The 19,142-nt window shown below is 49.2% G+C and carries 20 protein-coding genes; 10 read left to right on the plus strand and 10 right to left on the minus strand.

Annotated elements, in window-relative coordinates; translation table 11 throughout:
- Positions 1–158 precede the first annotated feature (158 nt).
- Genes CFI03_RS17120 through CFI03_RS17130 form a run of 3 tightly spaced genes read left to right on the plus strand, consistent with a single transcriptional unit; the run spans position 159 to position 3,166 of the window.
- Positions 159–1,310, plus strand: coding sequence for a HupE/UreJ family protein (locus CFI03_RS17120; protein ID WP_248758157.1), 1,152 nt, complete (start codon positions 159–161; stop codon positions 1,308–1,310).
- Positions 1,311–1,331: 21 nt separating this feature from the next.
- Positions 1,332–2,621: a tetratricopeptide repeat protein gene (locus CFI03_RS17125; RefSeq protein ID WP_248758158.1), complete on the plus strand. Its 1,290-nt coding sequence runs from the start codon at positions 1,332–1,334 to the stop codon at positions 2,619–2,621.
- Entirely contained in the window at positions 2,618–3,166 is a 549-nt protein-coding gene (locus tag CFI03_RS17130; protein ID WP_248758159.1) for a HupE/UreJ family protein, read from the plus strand. Before CFI03_RS17125 ends, CFI03_RS17130 begins: the two co-directional genes overlap by 4 nt.
- Here the strand turns inward: CFI03_RS17130 and hxlB are convergent, their stop codons facing one another.
- From hxlB to CFI03_RS17145, 3 genes are all read right to left on the minus strand, one after another.
- On the minus strand, positions 3,167–3,721 hold the full coding sequence (gene hxlB / locus CFI03_RS17135; RefSeq protein ID WP_248758160.1) for a 6-phospho-3-hexuloisomerase: 555 nt from the start codon (positions 3,719–3,721) through the stop codon (positions 3,167–3,169).
- Positions 3,722–3,727: 6 nt separating this feature from the next.
- Positions 3,728–4,357 (minus strand): 3-hexulose-6-phosphate synthase, encoded by a 630-nt coding sequence (gene hxlA / locus CFI03_RS17140; protein ID WP_248758161.1) that lies wholly within the window; start codon positions 4,355–4,357, stop codon positions 3,728–3,730.
- Positions 4,358–4,533: 176 nt separating this feature from the next.
- The gene (locus CFI03_RS17145; protein WP_248758162.1) at positions 4,534–4,929 is read right to left on the minus strand and encodes a winged helix-turn-helix transcriptional regulator; all 396 of its coding nucleotides are present in this window, start codon (positions 4,927–4,929) and stop codon (positions 4,534–4,536) included.
- A gap of 146 nt (positions 4,930–5,075) precedes the next feature.
- Here CFI03_RS17145 and CFI03_RS17150 point away from each other — a divergent pair, with 146 nt between their 5' ends.
- Entirely contained in the window at positions 5,076–6,554 is a 1,479-nt protein-coding gene (locus CFI03_RS17150) for a methyl-accepting chemotaxis protein (protein ID WP_248758163.1), read from the plus strand.
- A gap of 52 nt (positions 6,555–6,606) precedes the next feature.
- Here CFI03_RS17150 and CFI03_RS17155 read toward each other — a convergent pair whose 3' ends face one another.
- From CFI03_RS17155 to CFI03_RS17170, 4 genes are read right to left on the minus strand one after another with little or no spacing between them, the layout of a single operon-like run.
- The gene (locus CFI03_RS17155) at positions 6,607–6,828 is read right to left on the minus strand and encodes a hypothetical protein (protein ID WP_248758164.1); all 222 of its coding nucleotides are present in this window, start codon (positions 6,826–6,828) and stop codon (positions 6,607–6,609) included.
- A gap of 2 nt (positions 6,829–6,830) precedes the next feature.
- Positions 6,831–8,003, minus strand: a complete 1,173-nt coding sequence (locus tag CFI03_RS17160) for a Ger(x)C family spore germination protein (protein WP_248758165.1) — start codon at positions 8,001–8,003, stop codon at positions 6,831–6,833.
- On the minus strand, positions 8,000–9,091 hold the full coding sequence (locus CFI03_RS17165; RefSeq protein WP_248758166.1) for a GerAB/ArcD/ProY family transporter: 1,092 nt from the start codon (positions 9,089–9,091) through the stop codon (positions 8,000–8,002). Before CFI03_RS17165 ends, CFI03_RS17160 begins: the two co-directional genes overlap by 4 nt.
- Before the next feature lie 17 nt (positions 9,092–9,108).
- Positions 9,109–10,650, minus strand: a complete 1,542-nt coding sequence (locus CFI03_RS17170) for a spore germination protein (protein WP_248758167.1) — start codon at positions 10,648–10,650, stop codon at positions 9,109–9,111.
- A gap of 259 nt (positions 10,651–10,909) precedes the next feature.
- Here CFI03_RS17170 and CFI03_RS17175 point away from each other — a divergent pair, with 259 nt between their 5' ends.
- From CFI03_RS17175 to CFI03_RS17185, 3 genes are read left to right on the plus strand one after another with little or no spacing between them, the layout of a single operon-like run.
- Complete coding sequence (locus CFI03_RS17175) at positions 10,910–11,125, plus strand: DUF6199 family natural product biosynthesis protein (protein WP_127490921.1); 216 nt, start codon at positions 10,910–10,912, stop codon at positions 11,123–11,125.
- Positions 11,126–11,143: 18 nt separating this feature from the next.
- Entirely contained in the window at positions 11,144–11,746 is a 603-nt protein-coding gene (locus CFI03_RS17180) for a hypothetical protein (protein WP_248758168.1), read from the plus strand.
- Positions 11,747–11,791: 45 nt separating this feature from the next.
- On the plus strand, positions 11,792–12,499 hold the full coding sequence (locus tag CFI03_RS17185) for a hypothetical protein (RefSeq protein WP_248758169.1): 708 nt from the start codon (positions 11,792–11,794) through the stop codon (positions 12,497–12,499).
- Between the two features lie 43 nt (positions 12,500–12,542).
- On the opposite strand, the gene CFI03_RS17190 is transcribed toward CFI03_RS17185, so the two are convergent.
- Both CFI03_RS17190 and manA read right to left on the minus strand, forming a co-directional pair.
- Positions 12,543–13,424 carry an ROK family protein gene (locus CFI03_RS17190; protein ID WP_248758170.1) on the minus strand — a complete coding sequence of 294 codons (882 nt, stop codon included), beginning with the start codon at positions 13,422–13,424 and terminating at the stop codon, positions 12,543–12,545.
- An 87-nt stretch (positions 13,425–13,511) separates the two neighbouring features.
- Positions 13,512–14,459: a mannose-6-phosphate isomerase, class I gene (gene manA, locus CFI03_RS17195; RefSeq protein WP_248758171.1), complete on the minus strand. Its 948-nt coding sequence runs from the start codon at positions 14,457–14,459 to the stop codon at positions 13,512–13,514.
- 102 nt (positions 14,460–14,561) lie between these two features.
- Between manA and CFI03_RS17200 the strand changes: the two genes are divergently transcribed.
- Positions 14,562–15,599 carry a substrate-binding domain-containing protein gene (locus CFI03_RS17200; protein WP_248758172.1) on the plus strand — a complete coding sequence of 346 codons (1,038 nt, stop codon included), beginning with the start codon at positions 14,562–14,564 and terminating at the stop codon, positions 15,597–15,599.
- A 14-nt stretch (positions 15,600–15,613) separates the two neighbouring features.
- Here CFI03_RS17200 and CFI03_RS17205 read toward each other — a convergent pair whose 3' ends face one another.
- On the minus strand, positions 15,614–16,009 hold the full coding sequence (locus CFI03_RS17205) for a DUF2500 domain-containing protein (RefSeq protein ID WP_248758173.1): 396 nt from the start codon (positions 16,007–16,009) through the stop codon (positions 15,614–15,616).
- A gap of 190 nt (positions 16,010–16,199) precedes the next feature.
- Here CFI03_RS17205 and CFI03_RS17210 point away from each other — a divergent pair, with 190 nt between their 5' ends.
- Both CFI03_RS17210 and CFI03_RS17215 read left to right on the plus strand, forming a co-directional pair.
- Positions 16,200–16,796, plus strand: a complete 597-nt coding sequence (locus tag CFI03_RS17210; protein ID WP_127490908.1) for a TetR/AcrR family transcriptional regulator — start codon at positions 16,200–16,202, stop codon at positions 16,794–16,796.
- Positions 16,797–16,889: 93 nt separating this feature from the next.
- Complete coding sequence (locus tag CFI03_RS17215) at positions 16,890–18,992, plus strand: YhgE/Pip domain-containing protein (RefSeq protein WP_248758174.1); 2,103 nt, start codon at positions 16,890–16,892, stop codon at positions 18,990–18,992.
- The last annotated feature ends 150 nt before the right edge of the window (positions 18,993–19,142 follow it).

Consider the following 19,142-nt stretch of genomic DNA (forward strand, 5'->3'; position numbering starts at 1 on the left):
CAGGGTTCCTATCCTTTCGCCGCCATTGCCTATTAGGAATTCGTTATCTCTTTTACAAGACTTTAATATGAAATTAACGTTCGGTACACATCTATATCATAGGATTAATAGGTACAAGTGGACGTACCCTAACATAAAGAAGAAATGAGTGCATCGTGATGTTTACAAAAGGATTCAGAAAACTAGCGGCAATGATCCTCGGAATCGCCTTATTGCTTGCCGGAGTTACACCCGTTTTTGCACACGATATGTACCTCGGAGCATCGAAATGGGCTTTTGGCAAGGATCGAATATTGTCCACGATAGAGCTCGACCCCGCAGTTTTCCAACAATTGAAGGGGATTAAGGAGCTTGGATATGACCTTGAGAATCTGAACGATGACCAGCTTCGCGTTATAACAAACGACATTATTCAACCGTATATCGACGAGAAGCTAGCTGTTTCCATCAATGACCGGGAATATCCGATAAAGGTAGACCATTTAAAGAGAGAAGGGACATTCTGGGTCATTTGGCTGAGAATCAATGACGTTGATTTTGATTGGACAGAAAACAAAGTAAAAATTAACTATCATCTATTAAATGAAGAGACTAAAGGCCAGCACGTGAATATCGGCTATATCTATTTTACCGATGCGGATGACGATTCGGTTCAAGGAGTCTTCGATAAGACTCAGCCGGACTTGCAGTATATATTCGATTCCAACCATACCACATGGGAATTTTCCGACAAATCCGCCGCCTTTTTATCTGAAATCTCTACCTATTTCGTACTTGGAATCAAGCATATTTTAACCGGGTATGATCATATCGCCTTCTTGCTGGCTCTTATTGTGATTGGTCTAACGGCTAAAGAGGCTCTGAAAATTATTACGGCGTTTACGGTGGCGCACAGTATTACGTTGCTGCTGGCGGCCTTAGATATTATCAATCTCAACTCCAGGTTTGTCGAAAGTGTTATTGCCTTATCCATCTGTTATATCGCGATGGAAAACCTGTTCATCAAGCAGATCAATTATCGGTGGCTGGTTACCTTTATGTTCGGGCTGGTGCACGGCTTTGGCTTTGCCAGCGTTCTTCAGGAATATGTCGCGGACAAATCGAATCTTGTTCAATCCGTCGTTTCGTTTAACGTCGGCGTAGAGTTTGGACAGCTGATGATTCTGCTAATTACGCTTCCTCTTCTCTATGTGTTAAAGAAAAAGTTCTCTCTTCGAACCATTACCGTTGCAGCTTCCTCCGTCATTTTTATTGTTGGATTCCTTTGGTTCGTCGATCGGATATTCAACTTGCAACTTGTACCATTCTAAGAATAGGAAGAAGAGAACCTCATGAAGAAGCTACTTGCATCACTTCTGATGATTATTATGGCCTTCGTTACATTTTCCGGTGTCGGTATGGCTCAAGGCAGCTCCGAAGATGTCGTACGGGACTACAGTAATAAATCGAACCAATATTTTGCGGCGAAGGATTATTTGCAGGCGGCCATAAAGCTGGAAGAGCTGCTGGCAAAGGAACCTGACCTCAACAATGAAATGGTGTACAAGCAGTTAACTCATATTTACGACGATTACTTGTTTGATTTTGAGAAGGCGCTGCATGTTTACGAGCAGTATCTGAGCCACTTCCCGAGCGGGATTTTCTCTAGTGAATTTCAGGACAGAATAACGTATCTCAAGGAAAGACGATCCGAATGGCCGATCATGCAGCGCTTTAGAAGCATTCAGTTGGAAGACGATCATCGGTCTACGCAGGATAAATTGGAGGAAGTGGAGGCGATTCTATCGCAGCATGAGGATGCGGAGCTTGCACCCGACATGCATATCTTCCTCGCGAACAAGTATTTCGAAGCCGCCAACTACCAGGAAGCAAGAGAGCATGTGGAACAATACATGGACTACTTCGGCAAGGCCAGCTCCAGCCTATCAAGTGAGGATCAGGCTTCAGCCCTGCAGTTGTATGCCGACATTCTCGTAAAGCAGCATCGTTACAGCAAGGCGATCTGGGCGGTTGATCAGGCAATTACGCTTAATGACTCAGGTGAAGATTTTAATTATACGTTGAAAAAAAGCGGCATTATTAAACAGCGGAACATGCTGTATGCGTTTGTGGCTGCTCTTCTGTATGCTTTCGTTGTAGTAATATCGTTAATTTCGCTTCGATTTTGGCGGCATGTTCATTTTCACAGCCATGCAAGGCAGCTAGTCAGGCCGCTGCAGCTGCTTGCCGTCGTTACGCTTGGTCCTATGTTCACCTTGATTATTAAGCGGGAACCGCAAACGAACATTCAGTTTTTCTGCTGGCTGTTCGGCTTATCTGTTGTTTTCCTGATCGTAACAAAGCTGTTTGCCCCATACTTCGTAAAATCAGGCCGAGTAGCTTATATTGCCATGAGTGGGTTAAATTTGGCGGCCGCGTCGTTTATGGCTTATTATTTCACGATTTACAGTGGAAGGCGGACCCGTATTAACGCGTTAATCGAAGTATATGCAGATCCGCTGACAAGGCTGTTCCTATGGTTGATGTGGGGCTCGGTTATTGCGGTTCTAATCATTAATGCCAGCTCTAGTTATGTTTTCTCCAAAAAAACTAATGGCTCATCAGGAGGGTCCATCAGATGATTTCGGCGTTCTTTTCGTTTTTGAGACTAGGCATGGAGCATATATTGACCGGCTATGATCATTTGTTATTTATCTTTTCGTTGTTAATTGCAAGGCAAACGATTAAACAATATGCGGCGGTTATTACGGCGTTTACCGTCGCACACTGCTTAACCTTGACTTTAACGGTGCTTGACATCATTAACGTACCGGCCATGATTGTCGAACCGGCGATTGCCCTTAGTATTTGCTATGTCGCGATTGAGAATATTTTCAAAAAGAATGTGAGAAATCGCTGGATGATTACTTTTGTTTTCGGGTTAATTCACGGAATGGGGTTTGCCGATTTATTAAAAGGGATGCATCTGGCGAAAAATGATTTAGCTTTTAATATATTTAGTTTCAATTTAGGAATAGAAATCGCTCAGCTGGGAATTCTGGCAGTCTTGTTGCCGCTTCTCCTCTTGATTCAGAAATGGAAATATTCTGTGGGAGTAGTCCATTTTTGTTCAGCGGTAGCTTTTTTATTAGGCGGCTTGTGGTTAACCGAAAGAATACTTTTCTAATTATTCCAGATTCGCGTGATTGCCGTACATGGCTGCGCCCTGCAGCTCCTGCAGCTCCATCAGGTTCAGCACGATGGTATCGAGCAGAAGCAACAGGCTTTGCTCGAACAGGGTTCCCATCGGCTGGCTGGAGCCTTCTCCCGCCGTGCTGTCTTTTGTTACCGCGGGGATTATGGCCTTGGTTGTGGCCAAGCTGCCTAAGGTTGATTCCGGAACAATGGTGACCACGCCTACGGCCGCGCCAATGCTTAGGGCTTTGGCGGCCATGGTTGCCAGCGTTTTGGTCTCGCCGGAGCCCGAGCCGATGAGCAGCAGATCCCCTTCCGCAATGCCCGGCGTAACGGTCTCGCCTACGACGAAAACGCGAAATCCCATATGCATCAAGCGCATGGCAAATGCCCGCATCATCAGCCCGGAGCGTCCGGCTCCGGCTACAAATATGTTATTCGCTTCCGTTATCCGCTTCGTTAACGCCTCGATCTCGCTTGGCTTAACGGCCTCAAGCGTACGCTCCAGCTCTTGAAGAATGGAGAATGCTGCACTTAGCGTACTCATCGGCCATTATCCCTTGATCAGCTGCTGCATTTGAGCGGCAACGGCTTGCTTGTCTTCTGCGCCGGTAATACCGCCGCCAACGATAACCAGATCCGGCTGGGCGCTGATGACTGCAGGCAGGGTTTGAAGCTTGATCCCGCCCGCGATCGCGGTTTTAGCCTGCTTCACGACGCGTTTAATCGTAGCCAGATCCTCGAACGAATTTTTTCCGTCTGCCTGATGGTCGTAACCGGAATGAACGCAAATATAATCCACGCCAAGGTTATCGATTTCCGCTGCGCGCGCGGCAATGTCTTTTACGTTGATCATGTCGACCATGATCTTTTTGTTCTGCTTCCGAGCTTCGTCAACCGCGCCTTTTATCGTGGAATCGTCGGATACGCCAAGTACGGTGATAATGTCGGCGCCTGCTTCGGAAGCCTTCATGACTTCGTAACCGCCGGCATCCATAATTTTCAGATCGGCCAGTACTTTAAGCGAAGGGAATTCGTCTTTGATTTCTTTGACGGCGCGAAGGCCTTCGTTAATGACAACGGGGGTGCCAATCTCAACGATATCGATATAAGGGGCAACCTCTTTTACGACTTCCTTTGCCTCCGGGATGTTAACCAGGTCAAGTGCCAATTGCAATTCCATAGGTTGAATCTCTCCTTTAAGTTGGGTGTTGAAAGCGATGAGTTCATATTAGGGGGATACCGAATGTAATGGAAGTACGCACTTTCAAGTAAGTCCGTATCCTGCAGGAAACTATGAAGCGCAAAAAAGCAGACTCCGTGCGGAGTCTGCCGATTTTTAATGGGGGAATATGCGGTTTAAATTTCTGCTGCTTGCAGGGAGATCGGCTCAGAGTCCGGTGTTCTGCCCAGTACCTCTTCGCCATAATGCTTGCCCCAGTTGTACATCAGCTTCAGGATCGGCACCAGGCTTTCTCCATGCGGAGTCAGCTTGTATTCGACCTTCGGCGGAACAACCGGATAGACGGTCCGTTGGACGAGCTGGTCCTCCTCCAGCTCGCGCAGCTGGTTCGTCAGAATCTTTTGCGTAATATGGGGAATGAGCTTTTGCAGCTCGCTAAACCGTTTTGTGCCGTCAATGCCCAGATGCCAGAGGATGATAAGCTTCCATTTGCCTCCGATTAACGCAAGGGTGAGTTCTTTTTCACAGTTGATTTGGTCAATCTCAATTCGGGAACGAATATCTTTCGCCAACGTTAAGCACCTCCACATAGCTAACCGTATCACAATAGATTACAAGATTATCGGGTTCATGTCTATTAAAGATGATGTCGAAAAATATCGGTTTATGGTATGATCGGAATTATTGCCTATATTATGGTAAAAAAGGTGGAGAACAAATGGATTATATGGAGACCCTGCACCGGAGAAACAAGCTGCTTGTGAATATCATATGGGTCATGCTGCTACTCGGCATAGCCGTTGATTTTCTGACCGGAGCCGGGATGGATTCGATTGTCGTCCTTGCTATCGTAGGTACGCTTACCTGCGGCGCTACAACGATTCTGGTCTATAAACGCTGGTTAACGAACTATATTATGTATTTCATTTCAACGATTGTTACCGTGCTAACCTTGCTGTTATTGTTAACCGGACCGATTATTACGACTTATTTTCTTGTCTACGTCAATCTTGCGATCATGACGCTTTACGGCAATTCCAGAGCAATCGGCTACTCCGGGTTAATGGGCATCCTGCTGACGGTTTATTGTTACGTTAGTCCCGACAAAACCGAGATTTTCGGCGATAACGCTCCTACCACGATGTTTATGTATTTCTTTATGGTGGCGCTTCCGCTCTATGTGTCGACTAAATTCAGCGAGCGGCTGCAGCGCAATATTATCGAGCAAGGCGAGCAGGCGATGTTGGAAAATAAACGGTCGCTCGAGCTTGTCGGACAAGTCTCTTCCTCGGCGGGACAGCTGAATTCGTTCAGCACGAACCTGAAAGCCAATATGACGACGGCCGGTTCGATTTCCAAGGAAGTAACCTCGGCCTTCTCGGAAATTACGTCGAGCATGGAAGCTCAAACGTCCAGCATGAATGATATCAGCGAAGCGATCCGCCATATCGAAGCTTCCGTGACCTCGCTTGCGGATCGTTCTACGGAGATGAAGGGGCTGTCGGCAAGCTCCGCTCTCTTGACCAAGGCCGGAAGCGAAGGAACCTCCGATCTTGAGCACGAGATGAAGCGGGTGAACGAGGCGATCGATTCCTCCGTGCAGCTTATGAATGAGCTTGGCGAACAGAATACGAGCATAAGCGAGATTGTGGCTACTATTAAGCATATTTCCACGCAGACGAACCTGCTTGCTTTGAATGCGGCAATTGAAGCCGCGCGCGCAGGCGAGCATGGCAAAGGCTTTGCCGTTGTCTCCCATGAAATCCGCAAGCTTGCGGAGACATCGCAGCAATCAACGGAGCAGATCGAGCAGATTTTGGAGAGCATCCGTACGAAGACGATTCTGGCGGCAGAGCAGGTGCTCGAAGGACAGCAGTCCGTTGCAGGAAGTACGGCGGCAGCCCGCAAGGTAGCCGATGTGATGCGGGCTTTGGCGTCAGACGCCAATAAACTCGAGAGCCATTCGGGCGAGGTCGACTATTCGGCGGAGCAGCTTCAGGAGCAATACGCGAGAATTACCGGCCAGATCGTATCGATTGCCGGCTCCACGGAGCAGAATATGGCAGCGATCCAGGAAATGTCAGCCAGCATGACGACGCAGGACAGCCGGATTGTTGAAATTGTCGAGAGTTTCCTGCAGTTGGACAAGTTAACCTCCGATCTGAACGAGATGACCGAGCGCAGATCAGAGAAATAGAAATGAAAGGCCAATGAAGCCTACTTTCATTGGCCTTTTTGCATGGCGCGCCTTACGGCTGAACAAACCTCTTGAGCGGTTTGAATAGAAATTCGTCCAGTGTAGGAGTACCCGGCGTATCGGGAACATCGACAAACATAAAGATGCAGATAACCGCCAGGAGGGAGAAGAACACGGCTTTTTCCTTGACGCCCCATTTTTTTAACTTCGGCCATTCCAGCCATAGGATCAGGGAAATGCTCAAGGTGATAAATACAATAAACTGCAGCCTCATTCTTATTGCACCTCTTCGTATGGCATTCCGCCGGGCGCATTAATTAATCCCGGTTTCTTAATATCGGTTTTTACCTCGATTGTCACCTTTATTTTAGCGAACTGCTCATCCCACTGCTCCTTTACCCGCTCCCACTCTTTCGGATATTTCTTGTGGTAAACCGTGGCGAAGTGGATGGTATCCGCTTTTAGTTGCTGCAGATAATCGACGACAGCCTCGATCCGACGATGGATATCGTTACGGAACGCCAGATTCATCTCCTTCAAATCTTCCGGCTTCATGGGATCCATCCTTGAATTGTTCTGAACAATGCTTCCTTCTGATTGAACTTTAATGGTCATCGACCAGTTATTCCCTTCGATATGAGGAGCCAATCGTACCTTCGTTTTTACAGGATGCAGGGAAACCTGTTTCCCTCCGACATTAAACGTAATGCTGTAATCCGCGGCAACGTTATTAATCAGAAGAGCCCCCCGCAGAAGTTTTTCTGTAAGCTCGCCCGACAGCTTGCCCTTCTTGAGAACGGCCGCGCCCTTCATATAAGGGATGGTCTGAACGGGTTTGTCGGCGAGCTTGGATGGAGGCAGTATATAGACCATCGGAAGGGCATTGGTCTCGGAATCCCCTTTTAGATCCTTGCTCATTTGCTCCATCGTAACAAGCAGGCCGGTGTGCAAATTGGAGATTTCCCTCAATGCCTCTGACGAGGTGCGTTCAATCGGCGGAATGAGGTTGAGAGCTTCACTTGCCTTCCCTTTGCTGACCATCAAATAAGCCCGTTCCCGGGGCTGAGGATGACGGACGAGATAATCAAATTCCTCGCGGATACCGATTCTTGCGATTTCCTCGCCGAATATAAATATTTTGCATTGTCCCCAGAACAGCCTTCTTGGCATTTTGCGTTGAAGCTTTGACAAGGCGTCCTCTATATTGATTCCTTCAGCGGAACGTGTAATAGCCCGGGGGCCGCCACCGCCGATTGCAGCTGCTTGCTGGCCGCTCCCCTGGTTCTGAGGAATAATGACCTGAACGGTAGCCAATATTTTATTATTATTTCCTTTGTCAAAGGCGGTTGCCGAGATCAGCGCAAGATCGTTCAGCTCGGTTCGGTCCCAACATCCGGTAAGCGATAGCACGGAAGCGCTGAACATCATAAAGAGCAGTAACCTTCTCATGAGACAAGCTTGCTCCATTGTTTTCTGCACAATGCAATAATAAACAGCAGGAAAGGGACCGCAAGCATAAAGGTGGACAAGTGAAACGAGCCTACCGTGGCGAGAAATCCGGCCATTTTGAAGTAGCTTGGGATATCCCAGAAGCAGTGAATAACAATCAGAATGCCGATTGGGAATACAAAGGGCTTATAATCCTTCAGGTTAAAGCAGGAGGTGAAGGACAAGACGGCAGCGTAATACACAGCCGCGATTTTTATGAAATTCCCAACCACCCACATGGCTAGAAGCAAAGCCTCCAGATTCTCGAAAAAATCAGCGCGGGAAATATAACGGAAAGCCGTTAATACCGGATATACCTTATTGGCTGTATCGGGACCAAGCACGAACAACGCTACAAGGCAAACATACGTTAAACTGGCGGTGACAGCCAAGAGTGAAAGAAAGCTGTATTTAACCGTTTTGTCCTGATCGATAACGCTGGGCAAGAAGTAAGCGATAATCAAAAATTCGGAATACCACGAAACCGGGGCTAGCGAGCCTTTAATCACCGGAATAAATCCATGGCTCATAAACGGCAGAATATTGCTGACCTCGAAATCCGGCAGTAGCAGCAGCAAGAAAAATAACGGCAATATAAAAAGCGGAGTTAACAATAACGTGCTTCTGACGATTAGTTCAACTCCGCCTCGTACGGCAAACGCAGCAAGCAGAACCATTAAGATCACCAGGCAGATCATAGGCGTTTTGAATAAGAAATTGCCTGTAACAAATTCGGCATATTCCCTGGAGACAATGCCGCAGGTAAATACGAAAAATTGGAAATAGATAATCCCCAGAACTTTTCCGGGCACTTTGCCAATAATGCGCTCACTGTATTGAATCAGATTTTTATTCGGGTACAGTTGATGCAATTTGATCGAGATGGCAAGCACGCTTCCGCCTGCTAATATGGCAAGGACAGGTGCAAGCCAGAAGTCGTTCATGGCGTAATGGGCAGAAATAGCGGGGATGGTTATAAAACCCGTTGCCAATATAACCGAGTACATTAGAAGAGAGACTTGAAAAGAAGTGATTTTTCCGTTATCCATTTCGAATCCCATTCCCTTCATTCGTCATTTGAGCCCTGTGAGGGCTTCGGCATTTGGCCCTGCGCTTGCCGGTATTTATTCGTCTCAGTGACCAGATCTGGCCTTGCGTCCATCATCCAAATTGGCGAACGGATGAGAATATCCTTCAGATCGCTCTTCACCACGGAGGATAAATAAGGAACGTGAAATGATTTCAGACTGCATAAATGCAAGACAAGCGCGATAAGACCCGACATGATGCCGAGAAGGCCCAGCGAGCCCGCTAACAGAATAAAAGGAAACCGCAGCAGCCGTATGGGCAGTCCGGTGATGTAACGCGGAATCATAAAGGATGAAATGCCCGTAATCGCAACAATGATAACCATTGGCGCAGATACGAGACCGGCTTGAACGGCCGCCTGCCCGATAACAAGCGCCCCGACGATACTGACAGCCGCACCTATTTGCTTAGGCAATCTTACCCCGGCTTCGCGTAATGCTTCGAACGTGATCTCCATCAGCAACGCTTCAACGAGCGCGGGAAAGGGCACGGCTTCGCGCGAGGTTGCCATACTGATTAACAACGAACCAGGCACCATTTCCTGATGGAAAGTAAGCAGGGCGACGTAAAAAGAAGGCAGCAGCAGGGAGATCGCAGCGAAAAAATAACGCAGCCACCTGATGGCCGTGCTGAACAGAAACCGCTGGTAATAATCCTCGGCGGACTGCATGAGCGAAAAGAAAGTGATCGGCACGATTAAGGCGAAAGGCGTTCCTTCCGTCAGTATCGCAACCCGGCCTTCAAGCAGGTTGGCGCTGACAACGTCCGGTCTCTCTGTGCTTAAGATTTGGGGGAATGGCGAGAGCGGGCTGTCTTCAATTAATTCTTCGATATAACCGCTTTCGAGAATCCCGTCGATCCGTATGCGTCCGAGGCGCTCCTTGACTTCGCTTATCAGCTCGGCTGCTGCCAAACCTTCAATGTAGGCAACGATAATGTTGGTTTGCGTATATTCGCCGATGCAAAGGGAGTCCATTTTGAGCAAGGGACTTTTGATGATCCGGCGAATAAGGGATGTATTGACGCGTAATGTCTCCGTAAAGCCTTCCCGGGGTCCTCTTATGACGGATTCCGCTGTGGGCTCTTCAATGGACCGGGTTTGCCAGTTGCTGAGTCCAAAGGTAATAGCTTGAGCTTCATCATTGAGCAGCATCAGAGGCTCCCCGATGGACAAATGTTTTATAGCCTCATCGAAAGTAACGACAAGCTTGGATGAAGCGGAGGTGATCAGATGCTGAGCCAAGTAGCCGATTGAAATCGTCTCTCCGTTAAATCCCATAAGCGGCTCAACGATCGTCTGCTCGATTCGGGAGGCATTGGCCAATCCGTCGATGTAATAAATAACAACCTGGTTGCTGTCCCCGACCGGGAAGGATCGAATAATGAAATCGGAGCACTTCGAATAAACCTCTTCAAGCTGTTGTTTGTTCTGCTCCAAGCTTGAGAAGAGCGGATGTTGAGGCGCCTCCTCCCGCTGATTGCTATTCTTATTGGTTGGTGCTGGTTTTGAATGAATCATTCGTAAAAGTCTAGATTTTCTCATAAATTTACTTTTTACAGAATGAGTATGTCCTATTCGCTACATTTCGGCATTCCGCGTCTCGGAACTTTATCGTCTATTGGAAAATGCTTAAAATATTAATATAAATAATAAAAATAGGGTATTTTAAATTTGCGTATAGTCGTCTATATTGAGAATAATTCAGGCCTTCCCCGTCATGTCAACGATCGGAGAAGGTCTTATTGCGCTCGGCAAATGGACAAATGGAGATGATAACGTGGTAGTTTTCATTTCGCTTATTTTCATTATTGCAGGAGTTATGGGATGGCTGTTCCCTTCTTTGAGTTGGCATATGAAGCATGGCTGGGCCGTGGACGGCAATTCGGGTCCAAGCGATAACTATATCTTTTTCAGCAGGTTCGGAGCCGTAATCGTACTAGGCTGGGGAATTTATATGCTTATTACCGGAGATTTGGGCAAGCTCAGTTCATAGAAGAGGCGAGGGATTAAGATGAGAAGAATACCGATGGAACGGCCGACGGACCACTACGATGCCCGTTTATTCAAGATTGACGAACAACTCTGCGCTTTGCTGGAAGAACGAAGAGAGATTTCGAATCACAATCCGGGGTTTCCGCCCTTCAAGAGCATTGAGTGCTGGGCTGACCGGTATCGCCTGTACCCGGATTTGTTAAAGTCCTTATTCAGCATGTTATTGAATGAAGAAGTTTATCTGCCGCTGGTTGAGCCAGCGGGCTTCCGCAAGCATCTGCACGTTCTCCGGTGCGTAGAGAGCGAAGGCAAAGTCTATACCTTGTCCGGTATAAGACAATATGAGAACGCAAGCGTCGTAAACTTGAGCATACATGGAGACTACAGAGAACGCGAAACGGAGTCAGCGCGCACGCATACTTATATCGAGCTGGAGCTGGGCGAGGGTTATCATTGTTATATAGATCAGGGGACAAGCTCCGGGGGTAACTCCGCCTACGGCTTTGTTGTTTCTCCGGCGCTGCCGGACGATCTTGCCGGCATCACCTTTGCTTTCCGTGAATACGAAAGGCCTTTAAAAAGGAAGCCGACGGGCGTAGAGATTGTTTTTCGGATGGAATAATAGACAACAGCCTTACTGGGGAAGTTAACCAGGGAGGCTAGGAATATGAAATGGATAATGTCCTTCATTGTGGCTATGCTGCTCCTTTTTCCTGGGAATGGGGCGGATGCTAGGCCGAAGCAAGAAGCCGTTCTTCAGATGATGAATGCGCTATTGAGACATAAGTACGATCTGGCACAAAGCTATCTTGCCACAGGCGTGAAAATACCGGAAATTAGAGAAGATAGTCCGGTCATTCAGGTGGAAGGACTTCCTTCGACGAAAAAGGACCATCGTATTCTTATCGGTTATTTCTGGGACGAGGCGTTTAGGAGCAAACGCATTGCATTTATTTGGGAGCTAACGATAAAACAGGATCGAATTATCCGGCTTGATGCCCTATACGATGGAGCCAATCCGCTTGTTAATGAAAACAGAGCCGTAAGGGAATACAGGAATCAGTTCGACAGTCATGTCATGGTTCCTGGGCAGTTTCCTTTCGAGGTACATAAGGTGCAGGGAGAGATCATAGGCCGGAGGATTGCATTGCAATACGAAGATGATGCGAATGATCGGTTTCTTCTTATTCAGGCGGAACCGGTTCGGCCAGGAATGCCAATCCTGGACTGGCCTAAGCCAATGAAAGCGAAGGGAAGTTATGAATCTCGGTTTCAAAAAGACGGAATGCAGTACATGGTGACTCTTGGGCACAGGAGATGGCTGAGTCATGTTAAACCAGAGGACTTAGGCGATGTTATATCGTCCATGAAATGAAGAAAAGGCCTTACCGGTCTAAATCCGGCAAGGCCTTCTTCCATTATTGCTGGCGCTCGAGCGCGTCGATTCCAAGCGCGATCGATCCGCATAGACCGGCGTTGTCGCCAAGTCCAGGCGGCACGATATACGAATCAATGCCTTCACGCAGCGCTTCGTGCGAAGCGTAGCCGTTCAGGTTCTTCTGTACTTCCGCGCGGATCAGGGGGAACAGCTGCTCCTGATGCATAACGCCGCCGCCAAGAATAACCTTCTTCGGAGACAGCAGCAGAATCGCGCTGGAGATGGCTTGGCCGAGATAGAAAGCTTCCATCTGCCATGCCGGATGGTCCTTCGTCAGCTCGTCAGCCTTCACGCCCCAGCGTTGTCCGATAGCGGGACCTGCCGCCATGCCCTCCAGGCAGTCGCCATGGTAAGGGCAGAAGCCGGCGAACGTATCCTCCGGGTGTCTGCGGGTAAGCACATGACCGCCTTCCGGATGCAGCAGCCCATGTACAAGCTTGCCTTCCGTATAGACGCCAACGCCAATACCGGTACCTACCGTGTAATAAAGCGCGCTGTTAAGCCCTTTTGCCGCGCCCCATTTGGCTTCGCCAAATGCCGCCGCGTTTACGTCCGTGTCCCAGCCGTAAGGAACGGAAAGCTCGCGCTTCATCGTGCCAAGGAAATCATAGCCGGACCAGCCTGGTTTAGGGGTTGTCGTAACAAACCCATAGGTAGGGCTGGCAGGATCAATATCGATCGGTCCAAAAGTGCCGATACCGATAGCTTCAACCTGCTTGTCGCGGAAGTAGTTCAGGACCTCGCGCAGCGTGGAATCCGGATGCTCGGTCGGCAAGCTGATCCGTTCTTCGATTTCACCGTGTTCGTTGCCAATCCCGCATACAAACTTTGTTCCGCCTGCTTCAATTGCTCCAATACGCAAGTTCGTTGCCTCCTTAAAAGAATTGCCACACGAACGGCCCCGTTTTTGGCCGTACGTGGTAAATCTTGCTTCGCAAGCTGCACTCTGTTATTCGTGCGAAATAATAAGCTCGAGCTGGCCGCGAAGCGTAAAGCTTCCGAAACCAAGCGGAATAATGAAATGATCGCCTTTTTTCAGCGGGTAGCTGCCTGTGTAATTCTCCAGCTCGCCAGTTCCGTCGAGGACGCTGCAGATCGTAAATTTAGCCGGCTCCGGGAATGCCGTTTCGCCGCTCACGTTCCATTTTTGAACCGTAAAGAAGCTGTTGGATACAAAGGTAGTTACCTCGGTACCGCCAACGGTTTCCGTGGAGAAGGATGTCTCCGCATCCACATGAGGCACGGTAGTGACTTCAATGCCTTTGTCCAGATGAAGCTCGCGTGTCGCGCCTTTATCGTCTTTCCGGTCATAATCGTAGATCCGGTAAGTAGTGTCCGAGCTTTGCTGCGTTTCCAGTACTTGAATGCCTTTGCCAAGCGCGTGGAGAGTGCCGCTAGGAACATAGAAGAAATCGCCCGGCTTCACGGTTACCTTCGTCAGAAGCTGATTCCACTCGCCTGCGTCAACCATTTGCCTGAATTGCTCTTTGGTAGCCGCGGAATGGCCGTAAATAATTTCAGCCCCGGGCTCGCAGCCCAGAATGTACCAGCACTCGGTCTTGCCAAGCTCGCCGTTCTCGTTCACCTGCGCATAGGCATCATCCGGATGCACCTGTACGGACAGGTCATCCGATGCATCGAGGATTTTGGTCAGCAGCGGGAATTTAGCCGCCTTGGAGCCGAACAGCTGCGGCTCTTGCTCCCACAGCTCGCCAAGCTTAAGCCCTTTGTAAGGACCGTTATGAACAACGCTTTGACCGTTAGGGTGAGCGGAGACCGCCCAGCATTCCCCGGTACGGTCAGACGGAATATCGTAATGGAATTGCTCTCTTAATTGCTTGCCACCCCAAATTCGTTCTTGAAATACAGGTTCCAGGAAAATCGGTTGATTCGCCAATCTTGATCCCTCCAAGTCATCGATTACAACTTTACTAAACTTGACAATATAAACATCTGTAAAGTAAATTGATTATAACATAGGAACAGAGGAAGTTGAAGAATGCCGCGACCAAAAAAAATATCCATGCAAACGATCGCCGATAAGCTGGGCATATCCCGCAATGCGGTTTCCTTGGCGCTATCTAATAAGAAGGGAATCGGGGAAGAGCTGAGGCGTCAAATTATCCAGACCGCGCAAGAGGTTGGTTATCCGCTGAACGACGGCCAATCCTCCGTTAGCGCTCCCGTTCTCGTGCTTGTACCGGAGAGGATTTTGAGCCATGAGGATAACGAGCATTTTTTGTTTTATCACGATTTGATCTGGGGACTGGACAGCCGGCTGCAGGAGGAAGGCTATAGCGCGGTAATTGTGCGAATCAGCATTGCCCAGGAAGAGGAGCGTATCCTCCCCGAGCTGGTTCAGCATATCGACTATCAGGGGATTATCGCTTTTGGCATATTGGAGAAGGATTATATCTTGAAAGTGCAGCAGACCCTTATAAAGCCGATGCTGCTGTTTGATTCCTATTACCGGGATATCGATGCGTCCGCCGTGACTTCGGCAAATATCGAAGGGGCAAGCTTCGCGGTTAACACTTTAATTGATGCGGGTCACAAGCGGATTGGCTGCATTGCGCCGGTTAACTTGACGACCAGTCATGAGGAGCGTTGGTTTGGATATACGAAGGCCATGCTGGAAAATAACCTGCAGCCCGACTTCTCCGTATGCCTGTTGGAGTCGGAAGGCTTTAGCCGAACGCAGGAGGAACTGTCGGCTTATTGCGACCGGTTCGGGGAGGGAGAATACCCGACGGCTGTGTTCTGCGGGAATGACCGGATTGCTCTATTGCTCATGAAGGAGCTGGACAAACGGGGCGTCCACGTACCCGGCCGTGTGTCGGTCATCGGTTTCGACGGGCTTGCCATGTCCGCGGAAACGAATCCTCCGTTAACGACGATGGCGGTCAATAAAAAAGCGCTATGCGACGCAGCGGTCGAGGTGCTTGGCCAAATGCTCCGGCAGCCAGACAATCCCGTTGTGCGCTGCAGTGCCGCGCCTGTTCTTCGTGTGGGGGGCTCTGTCAGAAGTCTGGCATGAGCCTTTTTTTATGTTTACAAGCTTGGTCCGCTATTGCGCTCGAAAGCGACAATCCACTCGCCTTGCGTGGCGGCATAACCGGTATCGCCTTCTACAACAAGGCCGTACAGGTTTTTTACATCGAGGAACTCCTGGCGCTCGCCGTTAACAAATTCTAAAGTAATGTAATAATAAGTATGGGACGAATGGCTGACGTGGCCGTCATGGTTATGGGAGCTCTGCCTCACGTCCATTCGTTTGGATACGACTTTAGCGAAAGTCGACTCTTTGGGAGAGGTCGCATTTTGCACATACTTGGCGCCGCGGTAAATGACGGTACCGATGACGATAACGAATCCGATGACGATAATGATGGGAATAATAGTGATCATTAGATCAAATCCCATGGGTGGTCCAAAGCCGTTGTTCATTCCTTGCTCCTCCGATGCTTCCACGATATGGATAATAAGTATCGTTGATTGTACGCAAGGAAGAGAAGAAAAGTTGCACTTGATCTTGCAACACCGAATATGTTATAAATGAAATATGACTGATTGACCGGAATTGAATTTTGGTCATTTTACGAAGATTCATGTTCGGAGAAGGAGAGGAGATTGGCTCATGTCCATTGACCGCAAGGCGTTAATATTGAAGGCAGCGACGCAGTCGTTTGCGCAATTTGGCTATAAAGCGACCACAATGGATCTGGTGTCCAAGATCGCAAGCGTAGGCAAAGGCACGATCTATACTTTTTTCAAGACGAAGGAGGAGCTTTTCGAAGCGATTCTGAACAAGGCCGAGATCGAATTGAAGGAAGCGATGAACTGCGGTTTCGATATGGAAGGCCGTGATCGTTCATTTATTCATAGTGTGTTCAGCCTGCTTGATTCTATCCTCGAATTCCGTTCGGATCATGAGCTGTTCGTGAAGCTGGCTCAGGAGGTTAGGGACATCGGCACTGTCCAGGCGCTGGAGGGGATCCGGCGAATGGAGCTATTTGGGCTTGAGTTTCTGAAGCAGAAGCTGGACCTTGCGATTGAGAAAGGCGAAGTCAGGGAATGCGATACGACAATCACGTCCTATATGATCTTCCGCTTGTATCTGGGTCTTGCAACGGAATGGAACAAGTCGCATAGCGAGCCGCTTACCAAAGAGCAGATTAAGGAGAACATCGCAATGCTTATTACCAAAGGCATTATGAAGGAATCCCGATCTTAGAAAATTCCAGCCTGTAAAGGGCTGTTTTTTTGGTCCAAAATGACCGAAATACGAATTTAGTCAGTTATTCAACCGAAAGAAGGATGTGTGAACATGAGGCCGATTCAAGTTTTTCTCAAGGACATGAAGACTTTGGCGACCAAAAGAATGCTGCTGCTTTCTTTTATTGGCGTCGCCTTGCTTCCGATGCTGTACAGCAGCATACTGATTGACGGCTCGATGGACCCTTACGGCCAGACGAGCAAGCTTCCCGTAGCCGTTGTGAACCTCGATAAAGGGGCGACTTATGAAGGGAAGACGATGAATGTCGGGAAAGACTTCGTTGAGGAATTGAAGAAAAGCGATAATTTCAAATGGGATTTCGTAAATGAAGAGCAGGCGAAGGATGGCATGGAGCATAACGATTATTACATGACCATCACCGTGCCTGGCAATTTCTCGGACAATGCGGCAACCTTAACGCAGGAAAATCCGGTTCAGGCGGAGCTGATTTTCGAGCCGAACAGCCAATATAACTTCGTGGCCGGTCAGATCGGCAACAGCGCCATGAAGGAATTGCGATCGAAGCTTAACACGCAAATTACCGAAGCGTATACCCGCAGCATGTTCGAACAGGTGGGTACCATCTCCGACGGTCTGGGCAAAGCGGGAGAAGGCGCAACCGAATTGAAGGACGGAGCGGGCAAGCTGGAGGACGGCATAACTACGCTGAAGGAAAATCTCAATAAGCTGGCCAGCGGCACTTCCGAGCTGAGCGGCGGCGTATCCAAGCTGTACGATGGCGCAACAAGCTTAAGTCAAGGTACCAGCCAACTGTCGTCCGGCGCATCGGGCTTAGCCGGCGGTCTGGGGCAATTGTCCGCGGCCGAGCAGCAGCTCGAAGACGGAGCTTCGCAGTCCAAAGCTGGCGCAGCCCAGCTGGCGGAAGGATTAAAGGCTTCGAAAGACGGCGCGGCTGCGCTGAAGCAGGGATTAACCGCTTCTTTCGCGGCCAGCGGTCAGGTAGCTGACGGTGCGGACCAGGTTGCAAAAGGACTCGAGCAGCTTATGGCTGGATCGCCGGAGCTGCAGGATAACGAGGCGCTAAAGCAGCTGCTAGCTGCAAGCAAGCAGGTCGCAGCAGGCAGCGCGCAGCTGAAGGAAGGGCAAGAACAGCTCCTGGCTGGCAGCAGCAAGCTGACGCAAGGCCAAGAGCAATTATATGCAGGCGCCAATTCGCTTAGCAAAGGCCAGGAAAAACTGGCTTCCGGCCTTGAGACCTTTGGCGGGAAGCTGAAGGAAGCGGGAACCGGTGCAGAACAGCTTGCTGCGGGCGCAAAAGCCGCAAACAGCGGCGCCGCCCAGCTGAAGGATGGACTTGGCAAGCTGTCCGGCGGCGTAGAAGGCATTGCCGACGGCTCGAAGCAGCTGGACCAAGGCGCAGGACAGCTGAAGGACGGCTCGGCGCAGCTCGTGAACGGCTCGGGCGAGCTGGCTGCGAAGCTGAATGATGCCGCTGCCGAGACCGGCAGCATCAAAGATGGCGACAATATCGTAAACATGTTTGCGGAGCCGGTTGTCGTAAAAGAAAACACGGACCATAAGCTTGACCGTTATGGACTTGGTATTGCTCCTTACTTCTTGTCGCTGGCGTTGTTTATGGGCGCGCTTGTTTATACGACGGTATTCTCGGTGCGCGATTCGTACACCTTGGGTGCATCGCCGATGGGCCGTTTCATGAGCCGCACCTTGACGTATGTAAGCATAAGCCTTTTGCAATCTTTGATTGCCGATGCCGTACTCCTGTACGGATTGAAGATTGACGTAACAAGCGTACCGCTCTTTGTATTCTTTACCATTCTTACAAGCCTGGCGTATACGTTTATTATTCAAGCGCTTGTTACTTGGCTGGATAATCCGGGACGCTTCCTGGTCGTTCTGCTGATGATCTTCCAGCTGACCTCAAGCGCGGGCACCTTCCCGCTTGAGCTGCTGCCGGATTGGATGCAGAAGCTGAACCCTTGGCTGCCGATGACTCATGCGATTACCGGCTTCAAGACGATTATCGCAAGCGGCGATTATGCCCTGATGCGCGAGCAGATGCTTGTCCTTGGCGCATTTGCCGTCGTATTCCTGGGCCTTACCTTCCTGTACTTCAAACGTCAGTCGAAGAGCCGAGAATATCACGACAACTGTGTAAGGATAGAGACTGGATAGCGATCTAGTAATTGACATGGAACATGCAACCACGTGCCCTTTTCTCTTACTAGTAAATCGGTTACTATAAATAGAATAAGTAGATAAACGAAGCGGCCGTCATTTGACGGCTTCTTTTCTTTTTTTCGCATGGGAGAGTGAGTACATTGA

Origin of the sequence: Paenibacillus sp. ATY16 (genome assembly GCF_003399985.2) — a bacterium.
In the GTDB taxonomy this organism is placed as follows: Bacteria; Bacillota; Bacilli; order Paenibacillales; family Paenibacillaceae; genus Pristimantibacillus; species Pristimantibacillus glycanilyticus.

What these genes read in the sequence shown, in the direction of transcription:
- CFI03_RS17120 (WP_248758157.1), top strand. Translation starts at nt 159, where the DNA reads ATGTTTACAAAAGGATTCAGAAAACTAGCGGCAATGATCCTCGGAATC.
- CFI03_RS17125 (WP_248758158.1), top strand. Translation starts at nt 1,332, where the DNA reads ATGAAGAAGCTACTTGCATCACTTCTGATGATTATTATGGCCTTCGTT.
- CFI03_RS17130 (WP_248758159.1), top strand. Translation starts at nt 2,618, where the DNA reads ATGATTTCGGCGTTCTTTTCGTTTTTGAGACTAGGCATGGAGCATATA.
- hxlB (WP_248758160.1), bottom strand. Translation starts at nt 3,721, where the DNA reads ATGAGTACGCTAAGTGCAGCATTCTCCATTCTTCAAGAGCTGGAGCGT.
- hxlA (WP_248758161.1), bottom strand. Translation starts at nt 4,357, where the DNA reads ATGGAATTGCAATTGGCACTTGACCTGGTTAACATCCCGGAGGCAAAG.
- CFI03_RS17150 (WP_248758163.1), top strand. Translation starts at nt 5,076, where the DNA reads ATGGATTATATGGAGACCCTGCACCGGAGAAACAAGCTGCTTGTGAAT.
- CFI03_RS17155 (WP_248758164.1), bottom strand. Translation starts at nt 6,828, where the DNA reads ATGAGGCTGCAGTTTATTGTATTTATCACCTTGAGCATTTCCCTGATC.
- CFI03_RS17160 (WP_248758165.1), bottom strand. Translation starts at nt 8,003, where the DNA reads ATGAGAAGGTTACTGCTCTTTATGATGTTCAGCGCTTCCGTGCTATCG.
- CFI03_RS17165 (WP_248758166.1), bottom strand. Translation starts at nt 9,091, where the DNA reads ATGGATAACGGAAAAATCACTTCTTTTCAAGTCTCTCTTCTAATGTAC.
- CFI03_RS17170 (WP_248758167.1), bottom strand. Translation starts at nt 10,650, where the DNA reads ATGATTCATTCAAAACCAGCACCAACCAATAAGAATAGCAATCAGCGG.
- CFI03_RS17180 (WP_248758168.1), top strand. Translation starts at nt 11,144, where the DNA reads ATGAGAAGAATACCGATGGAACGGCCGACGGACCACTACGATGCCCGT.
- CFI03_RS17185 (WP_248758169.1), top strand. Translation starts at nt 11,792, where the DNA reads ATGAAATGGATAATGTCCTTCATTGTGGCTATGCTGCTCCTTTTTCCT.
- CFI03_RS17200 (WP_248758172.1), top strand. Translation starts at nt 14,562, where the DNA reads ATGCCGCGACCAAAAAAAATATCCATGCAAACGATCGCCGATAAGCTG.
- CFI03_RS17205 (WP_248758173.1), bottom strand. Translation starts at nt 16,009, where the DNA reads ATGAACAACGGCTTTGGACCACCCATGGGATTTGATCTAATGATCACT.
- CFI03_RS17210 (WP_127490908.1), top strand. Translation starts at nt 16,200, where the DNA reads ATGTCCATTGACCGCAAGGCGTTAATATTGAAGGCAGCGACGCAGTCG.
- CFI03_RS17215 (WP_248758174.1), top strand. Translation starts at nt 16,890, where the DNA reads ATGAGGCCGATTCAAGTTTTTCTCAAGGACATGAAGACTTTGGCGACC.